Genomic DNA, 14,350 nt, shown 5'->3' with positions numbered 1-14,350 from the left:
CTCCTTTTGCTATGAATATGTCTCCACCCGAAAATTAAAGTCTTCCGGTTTTAAGGAAACTAGATCCTTTGCACCGAACTGATTTGTTGCCACAAGGCGCAGCGCCTGCCTTCGGATAGCTTCTTCAACCTTGTTTCGGATATATCTTCCATTCGAAAAATTTTCCCATTCCTGCTCCTGTAATTCCCTTAAATGAGTTCGCAGCTTTCTATAGGCAGATTGTGTCAGTTCATATTGTTTCTGCTCAGTTATAATTTGTGCAATTTCTATTAATTCATCAATTGTATAGTCTTTAAAATCAACAATAATCGGAAATCTGGATTTGAGTCCGGGATTTAAATACAAAAAGTGATCCATTTCATCCGGATAACCTGCAAGGATCAGTACAAAATCTTCATGATAATCCTCCATGTGTTTCACCAATGTATCAATCGCTTCTTTACCAAAATCCTTTTCTCCTCCTCGCCCCAGCGAGTAGGCTTCATCAATAAATAATACACCACCCATGGCTTTTTTTATTAAATCTCTGGTTTTCTGGGCTGTATGTCCGATGTATTCACCAACGAGATCTGCACGCTCCGCTTCTATCAAATGACCCTTGGAAAGCAGATTCATTTGATGGAATAAGCGGGCAATCTCCCTTGCTACCGAAGTTTTACCAGTACCGGGGTTTCCCTTAAACATCATGTGCAGCATCTGATTTTCAGCCTTTAAACCCGCTTCCTCTCTTTTACGGTTAACCAGAACTTTCGCGTAAATTTCCTTTAATGTCTGCTTTAACGTTTCCATGCCGATATATGATGAAAAGGCCTGATCAATAAAACGAAAACGCTGATCACTTTTATGATTAAATTCATAGGATTTTAATGAATGGGTTTGATCCTGATCATGTAAAACAACATTGATCTGTCCTTTACGCTTCGCCTCTATATTCACATCACTTCACCCCTTATCTACGATTACTATACGTAAACAAAGGATTTTTGTGACACCCGCCTATAAAGAAAAGCGGAGGCGACCGGTTAGGTCTGGCGGTATAAGACGAAGACATGGAGTGGCATGGGCTTGGCCACGTAATGGCTTTGGCTTATGTCCGCCCAGACCTGGGAGCCGCAGCTGGACAATACAAAGGCGGAAGCGCGTGCAAAATAAAACGGATGCCTGAATTGCATCCGTTATGCTGACCTTATTCTTTTTCTAAAGTGACCTGTTTTGACGGTGCAAAGGTTGAAATCGCATGCTTGAAAATTAATTGCTGTTTGCCATCTGTTTCCAAAAGCACGGTGAAATTATCAAACGACTTTACAACACCTTTTAATTGAAAACCATTGGTCAGAAATAGCGTCACTGGGACATGTCCTTTCCGAATCTGGTTTAGAAATTGGTCCTGAATATTTACAGTTTGTGCCATGAAACTTTCCTCCTCTAATTATCTATATTTGATTATTTCGTGATATTTTGAAGCAATCCTTCTAAATCTCGAAAAATTAATGAAAAAGTTTCCTGAAGATTGAGCTCTGAAATGGAATACCAATGGACATCCATTTTATTCCGAAAGTATGTATATTGACGTTTGGCATACCTGCGGGAATTACGTTTTAACCGCTCAATGGACTCTTCCAGTGACCACTCCCCCTCAAAATAAGGAATAAATTCTTTATACCCAATCCCCTGCATCGATTGAGCATTCTTCAGCCCCTGGTCATAAAGTCGTTTGGCTTCATCCAGGAGTCCTTCCTCCATCATTAGATCCACTCTATGGTTAATTCTCCTGTATAATTCTTCACGGTCCATAGAGAGTCCTATTAAAGTAGGATTATAGGGTGATTGATCCGCCTGCTTTTGCTGCAGGTCAGACATTGTTAACCCTGTTCTTTCATAGACTTCCAAAGCTCGTATGACTCTTCGCAAATTATTTGGATGAATTTTTTCCGCCTGTTCGGGATCTACTTTTTTAAGTTTATGATAAAAGGGCTCTACCCCCTTTTCCTGAATGGCAGCCAGCATGTCTTTTTCGAACTGTTCATCCCGCTTTTGAGATGAAAAATTAAAATTATATAACGTTGATTGTATGTATAAACCGGTACCTCCCGCAATAATGGGAAGCCTATTACGGCTGTCGATATAATTGATATAATGCTGAACATGATCCTGAAAATCGGCCACCGAGAAATCCTGGTCCGGCTCTCTTATATCAATCATGTAGTGAGGAATTCCCTGCCTTTCCTCATCAGTAACCTTCGCTGTTCCAATATCTAATCCTTGATAAACCTGCATCGAATCGCCGCTTATAATTTCTCCATGAAACCGTTTGGCCAGCTCTACACTGAGCTTCGTTTTTCCAACGGCAGTAGGTCCGACCACAGCAATAACATTTGTTTTCATTTTAGTAGACCTCCAGATGCCTGAAACAAGTATCATACAGCAACCGAATGTGTATATCACTTGCTTCTCATATTATACATGATATGGGTATATATGCAAAATTTTACAAGCCTATTTCAATGGGTATGGAAAAATCCAACCAGAGAGAGCCGTGACTCAGCGTATCAGCTCTTCTGATTGGATGATGAATATTTGCTACATGACACGTTTAAACATTTTCTCCAGATCATACTCGGAAAAGAAGATGATAATGGGACGTCCATGTGGACAGGTAAAAGGATCCTGACACTGACGTAAATCTTCCAGAAGACGGTACATATCATCATAATTCAAATGGTGGTTCGCTTTTATCGATCGTTTACACGACATTAAAATTGCTGCATCCTCACGTAATTGTTTAATATCTACCTTTTGATTTTCCAGGACCTGATCTACCATTTCCCTGATTGTCTCTTCCTCTTCTCCCTTAGGCAGCCATTGAGGATGAGAACGGATAATAAACGTATGCTCTCCAAATGTTTCAAAGAAAAGACCTACCTGCTTCAGCTCCTCCTGATGGGCTTGAATGAAGATCGCTTCCTGTTTCGAGAATTCAAAGGTTAACGGGACAAGCAGCTCCTGGACCTCTTCCGGCACAATCCCTACCTTCTCCCGATAGAATTCATATTTGATCCGCTCTTGTGCAGCATGCTGATCAATTAAATAAAGTCCCTGATTGTTCTGTGCGATAATATAAGTGCCATGAGCCTGACCGACGGGGTATAACACAGGCACCCGGTTTTCCTCTGTATTTTCGGTTTGAGTAGTAATCGCTTCTTCTTCCTGCTGTAAATCCAACTCTTCGGACCACTGTTCATGAACAGAAGAAGTCTGACTGTCTGTGATATAATCCAATTCAATCTCCTGTCTCTGAGTCCCTGGATTCACGTCCGTTTTCGCAAGTAAATCCTCCCAGGGTGTATCATCCTTCACAGTTGGCCTGGATTGCTGCTCAAAGGTGAAATAGCTTTGTTTAGGCTGTTCTCTCTTAGTCTTTTCAGCAGCAGCAGGTTCAGGTATTAAAGTTTCCTGCTTAAATACATCTTTTATTGCCGTTTCAACAGCAGCGAATAGCTCCTGCTCCTTACTGAACCTGACTTCAAGCTTACTTGGATGAACATTGACATCCACTAAATACGGATCCATGTCAATATTAATTACAACCACCGGATACCGCCCGATAGGTAATAGTGTATGATAGCCCTTGAGAATCGCCTTATTAATCATTGGGTTTCGAATATAGCGACCATTAATGATGCTGGAAATATAATTTCGATTCGCTCTTGTCACCTCAGGACGTGCAGCATAACCAGTAATTTTGAAGTCTAGAGTTTCATATTCAATCGGAAGCATTTTCTTTGCTGTCTGCATTCCATAAATTTGACCAATAACCTGCCTCTGGTCCCCTCTTCCTGAGGTATAAAATAAGCGTTTTTGATTGTGAATACACTCAAATCGTATATCCGGATGAGACAAGGCAATCCGATTGAGTACATCTGTAATATGACCAAGCTCTGTATGAATTGTTTTCATATATTTTAAACGCGCAGGCGTATTAAAGAAAATATCTTTGACAAGAATATCTGTACCTTTTCTCGCATCCCCTTTATCACGGCTAATGAGTTTTCCACCTTCAATTTCTAATTGCGTACCCGCACTTACGCCATCTGATGTACGTACGATTAAGCGGCTTACAGCTGCAATACTGGCTAATGCCTCACCGCGAAAGCCCAGCGTACGAACCCTGAACAAATCACCTTCAGAGTTAATTTTACTGGTGGCGTGACGCAAAAAGGCTTTTTCACAATCCTCAGCTGACATTCCATTTCCGTTATCACTTACTTTAATGGAGGTTAAACCTGCTTCCTCCAGTTCAATTTTAATCCAGGTACTATTGGCATCAATACTGTTTTCAACTAATTCTTTAATAACCGATGACGGCCTTTCCACTACTTCGCCGGCAGCAATTTTATTGGCCAGATGGTCAGGCATTAATTGTATACTTCCCATTTCTTATCCCTCCCCTCGTCATTTATTCAATTTTTGCTGGATGGCAAATAAGGTGTTCATGGCTTCCATTGGTGTCATATTTAACATGTTTAATCCTTTAATCTCGTCCATTATAGTTTTTTCTGCAGTTGAAACCGACTTGGAATTTTCCGTTTCCTGCTTTTTTTGGGCAGGTTCTTTAAAAGCAAAAAAGTCCAGCTGCTCTTCTTCATTAGCTGATGGTACTCGAGAGGATTCCGAGTGTTCAAACTGGTTTAAAATTTCATAGGCCCGATCAATTAAAGGTGAAGGCAGTTCGGCAAGCTTTGCCACATGAATACCGTAGCTTTCATCAGCTGCTCCGTCCTGGATTTTATGAAGAAACACAACATTCCCATCATGCTCTTCTGCCTTCACATGCACGTTACTTAACCGCTCCAGAGAATCACTTAAACTTGTGAGTTCATGATAATGGGTGGAAAATAACGTCTTCGCATGGATGTGGTTATGAATATATTCTACAATGGCCTGGGCCAGAGACATACCATCATACGTGCTTGTGCCTCTTCCTATTTCATCAAGCAATATCAGGCTGTTCTCGGTTGCTTTCGTTAACGCATGTTTAGCTTCAAGCATCTCCACCATAAAGGTACTTTGTCCGGCTACCAGGTCATCTGCAGCGCCAATTCTAGTGAAAATCTGATCAAAAACCGGAAGTTCCGCGCGATCAGCAGGGACAAAACATCCGACTTGGCCCATAATTACAATAAGAGCCAGCTGACGCATATAAGTACTTTTACCGGCCATATTCGGACCCGTAATTAACAAAATGTCACGATTTTCATCCATCCTTACATCATTGGGAACATAATGATCATCCTTCATCACTTGTTCTACAACGGGATGCCGTCCATTTTCTATATGAAGCTCATGTCCATTTGTAAATGATGGCCTGGTATACCGATTTTCATCACTCACAACAGCAAAGCTCTGTAAGACATCCAATTCACTCATTTGTTCAGCCAACTTTTGAAGTTCTGGAATAAATGTCTTTACCTGTTCCCGGATATCTATAAAGATCTCATATTCAAGCTCTACACTTTTCTCCTCGGACTCCAGAATTAATGACTCTTTTTCTTTAAGTTCCGGAGTAATAAAACGTTCGGCATTGCTAAGTGTCTGCTTACGTTCATAACGTCCTTCAGGAATCAAATGAAGATTGGCCTTGGTCACTTCGATATAATAGCCAAATACTTTATTAAAACCAACCTTTAAAGATTTGATACCAGTAGCTTCTCTTTCCTTCCTCTCCAACTCGGCAATCCATTGCTTACCATTTCTTGAAGCATCTCTGTATTGATCCAGCTGCTCATGATAGCCATCCTTTATAATATCCCCCTCTTTAATCGATAAAGGAGGCGTTTCCGCAATGCTCTTCTCAAGGATTTCTTTTAAGGATTCAAGTGGATTAATGGTGTCGGCCAGCTGAGCAAGCTCCTCCTGCTGAAAATCCTGCAGCACCTGAATGATTTCCGGAATTTGATGCAGGGACTTTTTCAGTTGAATTAAATCTCTGGCGTTGACGTTTCCATATGCAACTCTTCCTGATAAACGCTCTAAATCATAAACCTCTTTCAAGGCTTCCCTAAGTGCTTCTCTTTCAAAATACTGCTCCAGCAATCCTTCTACCTGCTGGTGACGTCTTTCCATTTCCGTGGTTGATAATAATGGCCTGTCCAGCCATTTCTTAAGCATTCTTGCTCCCATAGCGGTAACCGTTTTATCCAGTACCCATAGTAATGATCCTTCCTTGCCTTTTTTTCGAATCGTTTCCGTCAGTTCCAGATTGCGCTTTGAATACATGTCCAATTTCATATACTGACTAAGTTCAATATACTGTACAGGCTGCAAATGGGTCATCGCCCGTTTTTGGGTGCGTGCTAAATATTGAAACAGACGGGCAAACCCTGTAATCAATTCCTTCTGTTTCAGGTTTTGCACTAATTCCTTACTTTCATCCGGAATGTCCACACTGTCTTCCTGAGATATGGTGACATTTAACCTTTGCGTAAGCATTTCCGCCCATGTTTCCTGTAGATCGGATGGTACAACAATTTCTTTTACGGGGCGGTTAAAAAGTTCACTTAAAACAGAATCAAATCCATCTCTGATAAAAGAAACACTGTTTTCCCCGGTGGAAAGGTCATTATAAGCCACAACAAAACGTTCATCATCCAATGGGGTCAGAGAGGCGATGAAGTTATTTTCCTTTTCATCCAGCAACTCCCCTTCCATGACTGTTCCGGGGGTAATAACCTGTATGACCTCTCTGCGAACGACCCCTTTCGCCTGTTTTGGATCCTCTACTTGTTCACAAATGGCAACTTTATATCCTTTTTCTATTAAATTTTTAATATAGTTAGCAGAGGAATGAAAAGGAATCCCGCACATGGGTATCCGTTCCTCCCCTCCTCCATCCCTGCTGGTCAGCGTTATTTCCAGTTCTTTAGATGCTAGCAGGGCATCATCGAAAAACATTTCGTAAAAGTCACCTAACCGAAAAAAGAGAAATGTATCTTTATATTGTTCTTTAACTTGTAAGTATTGCTGAATCATCGGCGTATACTGAGCCATAAGACTTCCTCCAAAAATTATACTCCATGTGATCTTTTTCTACATCTTTTTATTATAGCATATCTGATTGAATTCTTTAGAGTCTTAAATACAAGAAAAGGGCATAAAAAAAGAAAAACCCGGCTTTTCAGAGCCAGGTAAAAGGGGAATGATATTAATCTTTTTCAGCTGAATGGGATGATGAAATATCAGGATCTACATCTGCAAGCTCAGCTTCAAGTTCATCATATTCAAAATCGTCATCATTTACATATCCATGTGGATCAAGCTTAACCACTACTTTCGTCTCACCGATCACTTCAACAACAAACTCTCTTTCTACTTCTACAACGATACGATTGCCTGCTTCATTTATGGTGCATTCAAGACAGTTTGGCTGTTGGGTCGCACGTGCTATTACTTCAAGATCATCAGAAATACAGTTTTCATCTTTGATAACGAGTGGTACACGATCTGAATAATTTACGCGATCACTGACAACCTCAGTTTTTGTATTATTATTATAGGAATACCACACATTAATGTCGTAGCTTCCGGAAACCTCCACAAAGTCTCCTTTTTTCCTTGCTTTATATTGATGATTAATGACCCAGCAACCTAAAATGCTTGATGGACTGTGGTGCGGTGTTATTGTATGTGTTGCTTCTTTAAATTTCTTACCTTTCCCGATCACTGCTTTTGTAATAATCTGCCGTGTTTCTCTATCAACCATTGACATGTACGTTTACCCTCCTTCAATTTGATTCCATGACATTTTATTCAAGGCATTCGCCCGAAGTGCATGAACCTGAACAAAACATTTCGATGTTTTTGCAGCAACGTTTAAGATAATAGCCATGAATGTAATATCTAGTTATCTGTCTAATAAAGCTTATGCAGAAATGGGTGAATGTGTGTATAAAGAAAAGCGGAGGCAACTGATCAGTGTGATTTTCCTGGTTAAAAAAAGTCAGCCCCAAAGGCTGACTTTTTTAATGATGATGGTGAGTCAAATCATTTTCCATTTGTGCTTTTGTCTGGCCGGTTAATACATCGCCACCGGTGGAACGGACAATTTCATTGGTTACTTTACGTGCAATCGTTCCAGTAACCATTTGTAAAATGTCGTTTACAACAACCTGGATTTCCTTAAACTCTGCTACAATTGGAATTTCATCCAGTTCATCCTGAAGACGCTCCAGCTCTTTTTCTGCTTTCTGCTGTGCTTCTTTTTTTCCATAATGCTGTAAATTGACGGCCTGCTTCTGCATCGCTTTAATTCGCCGGATGAGATCCTGTACTTTTTGATTTTCATTAAGTTTTGCTTCAATCTGTTTAAAGCGGTCGATTTCCTCAATATTAGCCAGCATATTCGCCAATTTATTTGCTTCTTCTACAACCTCTTTACGTGTATATTCTGCCATATTAATTCACCTCTACAGCTTCCTCTGCCATTTCTCCATCAAGAGTCCAGCTTTTTGTATTTGTAATCTTCACTTTTACAATCTTACCAATAACTGATTTTGGTCCTCTAAAGTTCACAAGCTTGCTTTCAGGTGTATATCCTGCCAATACATCCGGGTTATTTTTACTTTCCCCTTCCACGAGGACGTCCACAACCTGATCCTGATACTTCTTCAATGCTTCTCTGGAATATTGATTGACGCGTTCATTCAAACGATAAAGGCGTTGTTTTTTCACATCCATCGGTACATTGTCTTCTTTTTTAGCCGCTGGTGTACCTTCACGCGGAGAATAAATAAATGTGTACGCACCTTCAAATCCAACTTCTTCATATAAAGTCATCGTTTCTTCAAATTGTTCTTCGGTCTCATTAGGGAAACCGACAATGATATCTGTAGTTAAGGCCGCGTGTGGAATAGCCTTCTTAATTTTACGTACCAGTTCAAGATAACTTTCCCTTGTATATTTACGATTCATTCGTTTCAATACTTCGGAGCTTCCGGACTGTACAGGTAAATGAATGTACGGCATTAAATTCCCACCCTTAGCCAGTACTTCAATTAATCGGTCATCAAAATCTCTAGGATGGGATGTGGTAAAGCGAACCCTTGGAATATCAATTTTACGAATTTCATCCATCAGATCGCCTAAGCCGTAGTCCATATCGGCTAAATCTTTTCCATAAGCATTCACATTTTGGCCTAACAGCGTAACTTCCTGATACCCTTGTGCTGCCAAATGCCTGATTTCCTGAATGATATCTTCAGGACGTCTGGAGCGTTCTTTACCACGGGTCATAGGGACAATGCAATAGGTACAGAACTTATCGCAGCCGTACATAATGTTTACCCATGCCTTTGTCTTACCGTTACGGGCTTTTGGAAGGTTTTCAATGACATCGCCTTCTTTTGACCATACTTCAACGACCATTTCCTTACCAAAAATAGCTTCCTGGATTAGCTGTGGAAGACGATGAATATTATGGGTACCAAAAATAAGGTCAACATGCTGATGCTTTTCCAAAATTTTATTTACTACAGATTCTTCCTGGGACATACAACCGCATACACCCAAAATCAGGTCCGGACGATTCTGCTTCAGCGGCTTTAAGTGGCCCAGCTCACCAAATACCTTATTTTCTGCATTTTCACGGATGGCACATGTGTTCAGCAGGATAATATCCGCTTCATTAGCATCCGATGTTGATTCAAAGCCTAATTCTGTTAAAATTCCTGCCATAACCTCTGTGTCATGTTCATTCATTTGGCAGCCATAGGTTCGAATCAAATATTTCTTCCCCTGACCTATGTTCTGAAGTTCATCAGGAATCGTAAAGTCCTCATGATACTTAATATCCTGCTTGCCGCGCTTTCTTGCTTTGTTTAAGTTTGGAGTTTCATATGTAGTTTGAAAATATTTCACGAAATCATCTGGTTTCTTATTCTTTATACGTTCAAGATTATCCTGTTCGGATTTTACGTCCGCTGGATTCCCCTGACGTATCTGGGACATTTCTTTACGCTGCTGCTCATTCATTTCAAAACTCCTTTCCTTATAGCTTCTAACTGTATTATTATATCAGCCCGACATTAAAAATGAAAATGTTGTTTTGTCTATATTCAAACTTTTGTCACCTTTTCAAATGACTGATTCAGGCTGCGTACATATTTCCTAATCCTCCTTGAGATGAATGGAACAGGAATCCTCATTGCAATGACCGGTTGGGACGATTTCCCTTCTTGAAGCAATGTAATCATATACTTTTTGTCCGAAACCAAGTATAATGGAAATATATAGAAAAGGAACGAGAGGCTTGTATTTAGGGATACGTTTAGCAATTTCCAAAATGGCAAAAATTCCGGTAAATGACTTCCCATCCTGATTACGAATGCTGTATATTCGTTCTTCTACATTCTTCCCTGTTAAATGATACTCTTCGTAAACACTTGAGTCCCGGATGGATAGCAGTATTATCACGTGATTTTTATCTGCTTTTTCAATTTTAGCTTTAGCTTTGCGGCAGATTGGACACCAGCTATCATAGAATACATACAAGATTTTATCAGGATGTTTCATTATAACAGCCTCCTTCTTTCAAACCATACAAATCTATCGACAGGAGTTGGTATACGTGAATGTATTAATTGCAGGCGGCACAGGTTTTATAGGACGTCACCTGGTACAATCCATGGTTCAGAAACAGTATCATGTTTATGTCCTCACAAGATCGTCCCATCACAATCCAAAAAGTTCTCCCTATCTTCACTATATCACATGGTTTAATCAGGATGAACACACTTTTGAAACCCTTCCACCTATCGATGCTGTCATCAACCTGGCTGGTGAACCAATTAATAAAGGAAGATGGACAAGGAAAAAGAAGACAAAAATATGGGATAGCAGAAAACAAGCCACGCAAAAACTTCTGCAGTTTATGCAAAGCTCTGAGATAAAGCCAAAGGTATTTATCAATGCTTCGGCTATTGGCGTTTATGGGAATTCAAACGAGCAGGAATTCACAGAAAAATCTGCACCCCGAAAAAATAGTTTTCCGGCGAGGGTATGCAGTATGTGGGAGCAGGAAGCCATTAAGGCAGAACAATTTGGGATACGAACCGTGATTGCAAGAATTGGTATTGTTTTAGGGAAAGATGGCGGGGCTTTGCCGCGAATGATTATGCCCTATAAATTATTTGCCGGTGGTCGAGTGGCATCAGGAAAACAATGGCTGTCGTGGATACACATTTATGACCTCACGCAGCTATTTGACTATATCATCCACCAGGAAGCCATTGAAGGGCCGATAAACATTACGGCTCCAAATCCGGTAAAAATGGATACGATGGGAAAGAAGATTGGGGAAACCTTAAGGAGGCCTCACTGGTTTCCTGTACCATCATGGATATTGAAGGTCATTTTTGGAGAAATGAGTGAGTTTTTAACAGAAGGACAAAAAGTGATTCCTGACAAAGCATTAAAGCATGGATTTGAATTTCACTATTCAAAGTGTGGTCAGGCTTTGCCGCAAATTTTAAGTGAAGACACAAATGAAGGCTGAGTCCCTTTTCAAATGGACGTCAGCCCTTATTTGTCAAATACCCTTGAAATGATTCAGAAATTAAACTATTGCCTCACATTATGCGCTTTCCCAGGAAATATCCATTCATTGCCCAAGTTGCGTTAAATAAATTGCTGAACCAGCTCATCAAATTTTTCACGATCCATGCCTAACTCTTCGTCTTTTAAAGGTTCTTCCTTATACCCTTTCACCATTTCCTGATAGGATTTTCTGACCGAATCCTGATAGATTAATCCTGTTACCAGACTGTCGTGCTCCATTAATGTTTTCATGGCCATCCCTCTGTCACCGGAATCATAATCCTCAATAGACGAAAGCTTCACCAGATTTTCCTTAAACCATTCATAAGTGTTTACTTTATTGTAGGTTACACAGGGGCTGAACACATTAATCAGGGAGAATCCTTTATGCTGTATACCTTGTTCAATGATAGACATTAAATCCTTAATATCACTTGAGAAGCTTTGAGCTACGAATGTTGCACCAGAGGATAGGGCCATTTCCATTAAATTGACGGAAGGTTCAATGGAGCCCTCAGGTGTACTTTTCGTTACAAACCCGGCCTCACTTCTGGGGGATGTCTGCCCTTTGGTTAAACCATAAATTTGGTTGTCCATGATGATATAAGTGATATCAATATTTCTCCTAATTGCATGAATGGTATGCCCCATTCCAATCGCTAACCCGTCTCCATCACCACCGGCCGCGATAACGGTTAAATCCCGATTCGCCATTTTCACCCCTTGCGCAATCGGCAGCACACGTCCATGTGTGCCGTGAAAACCATAGGCGTTTACATAGCCTGATATTCTTCCTGAACAGCCAATTCCGGAAACAAGTGCCAGATCATCTGGTTCTAAGCCTATGTTGGCACATGCCCGTTGAATAGATGCCTGCACAGAAAAATCACCACATCCAGGACACCAGTTCGGCTTCACATTGTTTCGGAAATCCTTAACGGTTGCCATAAACAACCACCTCCTGCATGCATTCATGATAAATTTCACCTGGCAGGAATGGGGTGCCATCAAATTTCAATACACTTGTGATTTTATCCCCATAACCGGTATTCATTTTTAAAATATTGGCTAATTGACCAGTAGCATTATGTTCCACAACGATTACCTGTTTAGCGTTTTCTAATAAAGGGGTTATTTCTTCAGATGGAAAAGGATGCAGCAATCGAATGTGGGCATGGTTCACTTTAAATCCATCCTGGCGTAATCGTGCCATCGCTTCTTCAATGGCTCCTCTTGTGGAAATATATCCAACAAATAATAGATCGGGATTTTCATCATTTATTGTTGTTTTTGTGACAGGTGCAGGAAATTTTTTCGGCAGGTCTTTTAATTTGCGAAGTCTCTTTTCCATTTGTTCTCTTCGGTTCGGAGCTTTTTCTGAAGGTTTACCTGTTTCATCATGCTCAACTCCGGTAACATGGAAGATACCGTTTTTGGTTCCAGGTAATATTCGCGGGGATATTCCATTTTCTGTAACTTTGTATCGTTTAAAGTAATGACCTTTCTCTAATTCAGGTAAATCAGGATCAATATCAAGGTTTCCTCTTCTAATTTCCACCTGATCATAGTCGAGATAATCAACGGTCTGTTTGCCTAAGGATAATTGTAAATCAGATAATAAAATAACCGGACATTGATATTCCTCTGCCAGATTCAGCGCTTCTACTGCGTCATAGAACCCTTCTTCCACTGTACTTGGCGCCATAACAATTTTTGGTATTTCCCCATGCGTTCCATAAATCATAGCCATTAAATCGGACTGTTCCTGTTTTGTGGGAAGTCCTGTACTCGGCCCGCCGCGTTGAGTATCTACGACAACGAGTGGTGTTTCGGTCATTCCGGCTAATCCAATCGACTCCATCATTAAAGACAGGCCTGGTCCAGCGGAAGCGGTTATCGCGCGTACGCCTGCATAATTAGCGCCAATTGCCATTGTGGCTGCAGCCATTTCATCCTCTGTCTGAATGACGGTTCCACCATAGTCAGGCAAATGCTTAATCATAAATTCCATAATTTCAGAAGCCGGCGTAATAGGGTAAGCAGCCATAAAGCGACAGCCCCCTGCTAATAATCCGATTGAAATGGCGTCATTTCCAATCATATACATTCGTTTTTGACCGTCCGCAGGCATCAGCTTCAGGTTCGAGGGCTTCCCCTGTGATTGGGATTGAACAAATGCAGCGCCCTTTCCTATTGCTTTCATATTATTCTCTACTACTTTAGTTCCTTTTCTGCCAAAGGTCTGATAGACAATATCATAGTATTCATTCGTGTCCAAATCAAGAATGGCACTGGATGCACCAATAGCCACCATATTTTTCATTAATGAACTTCCTAATTCTCTCGCTATTTCAGTAAACGGAACGGCATAAAGAATTACATTAGAGCCCTCAGGTATGGTTGGCTTGAATTTCGCATCAGCAATCACAATTCCTTCATCCTGAAGTTCGTGGACATTCACATCAATTGTTTCCTGATCAAATGCTACTAAAATATCTAATCCATCCTGCAAAGAACGAACAGGTGTTGTTGAAACTCTTATTTTATTATTCGTATGACCTCCTTTAATACGTGATGAAAAATGTCTGTAACCATAAAGATAGTAGCCTAAGTGATTCATCGCCGCAGCAAAAATTTCACCGGTACTTTCAATTCCCTCTCCCTGCTGTCCTCCTACTTTCCATGAAAGCTGACTTATCATTGAATTAGACACCCCCTTAATAAAGTTCAGATGGAAGCATCCCAAATTACCCGGGAATGC

General features: G+C 40.6%; 12 protein-coding genes. 1 reads left to right on the top strand and 11 read right to left on the bottom strand.

Annotated elements, in window-relative coordinates; all coding sequences use genetic code 11:
* Positions 1-9: 9 nt before the first annotated feature.
* The 9 genes from ABD006_RS11975 to ABD006_RS11935 form a co-directional block, all read right to left on the bottom strand.
* On the bottom strand, positions 10-936 hold the full coding sequence (locus ABD006_RS11975) for an AAA family ATPase (protein ID WP_343841332.1): 927 nt from the start codon (positions 934-936) through the stop codon (positions 10-12).
* 250 nt (positions 937-1,186) lie between these two features.
* Entirely contained in the window at positions 1,187-1,411 is a 225-nt protein-coding gene (gene hfq, locus ABD006_RS11970) for an RNA chaperone Hfq (RefSeq protein WP_343841329.1), read from the bottom strand.
* Between the two features lie 32 nt (positions 1,412-1,443).
* Positions 1,444-2,385 (bottom strand): tRNA (adenosine(37)-N6)-dimethylallyltransferase MiaA, encoded by a 942-nt coding sequence (gene miaA, locus ABD006_RS11965; RefSeq protein WP_343841326.1) that lies wholly within the window; start codon positions 2,383-2,385, stop codon positions 1,444-1,446.
* Positions 2,386-2,580: 195 nt separating this feature from the next.
* Entirely contained in the window at positions 2,581-4,434 is a 1,854-nt protein-coding gene (gene mutL / locus ABD006_RS11960; RefSeq protein WP_343841323.1) for a DNA mismatch repair endonuclease MutL, read from the bottom strand.
* 18 nt (positions 4,435-4,452) lie between these two features.
* On the bottom strand, positions 4,453-7,047 hold the full coding sequence (gene mutS / locus ABD006_RS11955; RefSeq protein ID WP_343841320.1) for a DNA mismatch repair protein MutS: 2,595 nt from the start codon (positions 7,045-7,047) through the stop codon (positions 4,453-4,455).
* A gap of 154 nt (positions 7,048-7,201) precedes the next feature.
* The gene (gene cotE / locus ABD006_RS11950; RefSeq protein WP_044157509.1) at positions 7,202-7,765 is read right to left on the bottom strand and encodes an outer spore coat protein CotE; all 564 of its coding nucleotides are present in this window, start codon (positions 7,763-7,765) and stop codon (positions 7,202-7,204) included.
* A 253-nt stretch (positions 7,766-8,018) separates the two neighbouring features.
* Positions 8,019-8,450, bottom strand: a complete 432-nt coding sequence (locus tag ABD006_RS11945; protein WP_343841315.1) for a YlbF/YmcA family competence regulator — start codon at positions 8,448-8,450, stop codon at positions 8,019-8,021.
* A gap of 1 nt (position 8,451) precedes the next feature.
* Positions 8,452-10,026: a tRNA (N6-isopentenyl adenosine(37)-C2)-methylthiotransferase MiaB gene (miaB, locus tag ABD006_RS11940; protein ID WP_343841312.1), complete on the bottom strand. Its 1,575-nt coding sequence runs from the start codon at positions 10,024-10,026 to the stop codon at positions 8,452-8,454.
* A 135-nt stretch (positions 10,027-10,161) separates the two neighbouring features.
* Positions 10,162-10,566 (bottom strand): thiol-disulfide oxidoreductase DCC family protein, encoded by a 405-nt coding sequence (locus tag ABD006_RS11935; protein WP_343841310.1) that lies wholly within the window; start codon positions 10,564-10,566, stop codon positions 10,162-10,164.
* 55 nt (positions 10,567-10,621) lie between these two features.
* Here ABD006_RS11935 and ABD006_RS11930 point away from each other — a divergent pair, with 55 nt between their 5' ends.
* On the top strand, positions 10,622-11,548 hold the full coding sequence (locus ABD006_RS11930) for a TIGR01777 family oxidoreductase (protein WP_343841307.1): 927 nt from the start codon (positions 10,622-10,624) through the stop codon (positions 11,546-11,548).
* Between the two features lie 122 nt (positions 11,549-11,670).
* Here ABD006_RS11930 and ABD006_RS11925 read toward each other — a convergent pair whose 3' ends face one another.
* Both ABD006_RS11925 and ABD006_RS11920 read right to left on the bottom strand, forming a co-directional pair.
* Positions 11,671-12,537: a 2-oxoacid:ferredoxin oxidoreductase subunit beta gene (locus tag ABD006_RS11925; protein WP_343841304.1), complete on the bottom strand. Its 867-nt coding sequence runs from the start codon at positions 12,535-12,537 to the stop codon at positions 11,671-11,673.
* Positions 12,524-14,290 carry a 2-oxoacid:acceptor oxidoreductase subunit alpha gene (locus tag ABD006_RS11920; RefSeq protein WP_343841302.1) on the bottom strand — a complete coding sequence of 589 codons (1,767 nt, stop codon included), beginning with the start codon at positions 14,288-14,290 and terminating at the stop codon, positions 12,524-12,526. The genes ABD006_RS11925 and ABD006_RS11920 overlap by 14 nt, the downstream gene beginning before the upstream one ends.
* Positions 14,291-14,350: the final 60 nt, after the last annotated feature.

The sequence above is a fragment of the Salinibacillus aidingensis genome, from assembly GCF_039522525.1.
In the GTDB taxonomy this organism is placed as follows: domain Bacteria; phylum Bacillota; class Bacilli; order Bacillales; family Alkalibacillaceae; genus Salinibacillus; species Salinibacillus aidingensis.
This window is presented reverse-complemented; position numbering and strand designations above follow the sequence as displayed.

Bases quoted from the DNA above. Each gene is read 5' to 3' on its own strand.
- hfq (WP_343841329.1), bottom strand. From the start codon at position 1,411: ATGGCACAAACTGTAAATATTCAGGACCAATTTCTAAACCAGATTCGG.
- miaA (WP_343841326.1), bottom strand. From the start codon at position 2,385: ATGAAAACAAATGTTATTGCTGTGGTCGGACCTACTGCCGTTGGAAAA.
- mutL (WP_343841323.1), bottom strand. From the start codon at position 4,434: ATGGGAAGTATACAATTAATGCCTGACCATCTGGCCAATAAAATTGCT.
- mutS (WP_343841320.1), bottom strand. From the start codon at position 7,047: ATGGCTCAGTATACGCCGATGATTCAGCAATACTTACAAGTTAAAGAA.
- cotE (WP_044157509.1), bottom strand. From the start codon at position 7,765: ATGTCAATGGTTGATAGAGAAACACGGCAGATTATTACAAAAGCAGTG.
- ABD006_RS11945 (WP_343841315.1), bottom strand. From the start codon at position 8,450: ATGGCAGAATATACACGTAAAGAGGTTGTAGAAGAAGCAAATAAATTG.
- miaB (WP_343841312.1), bottom strand. From the start codon at position 10,026: ATGAATGAGCAGCAGCGTAAAGAAATGTCCCAGATACGTCAGGGGAAT.
- ABD006_RS11935 (WP_343841310.1), bottom strand. From the start codon at position 10,566: ATGAAACATCCTGATAAAATCTTGTATGTATTCTATGATAGCTGGTGT.
- ABD006_RS11925 (WP_343841304.1), bottom strand. From the start codon at position 12,537: ATGGCAACCGTTAAGGATTTCCGAAACAATGTGAAGCCGAACTGGTGT.
- ABD006_RS11920 (WP_343841302.1), bottom strand. From the start codon at position 14,290: ATGATAAGTCAGCTTTCATGGAAAGTAGGAGGACAGCAGGGAGAGGGA.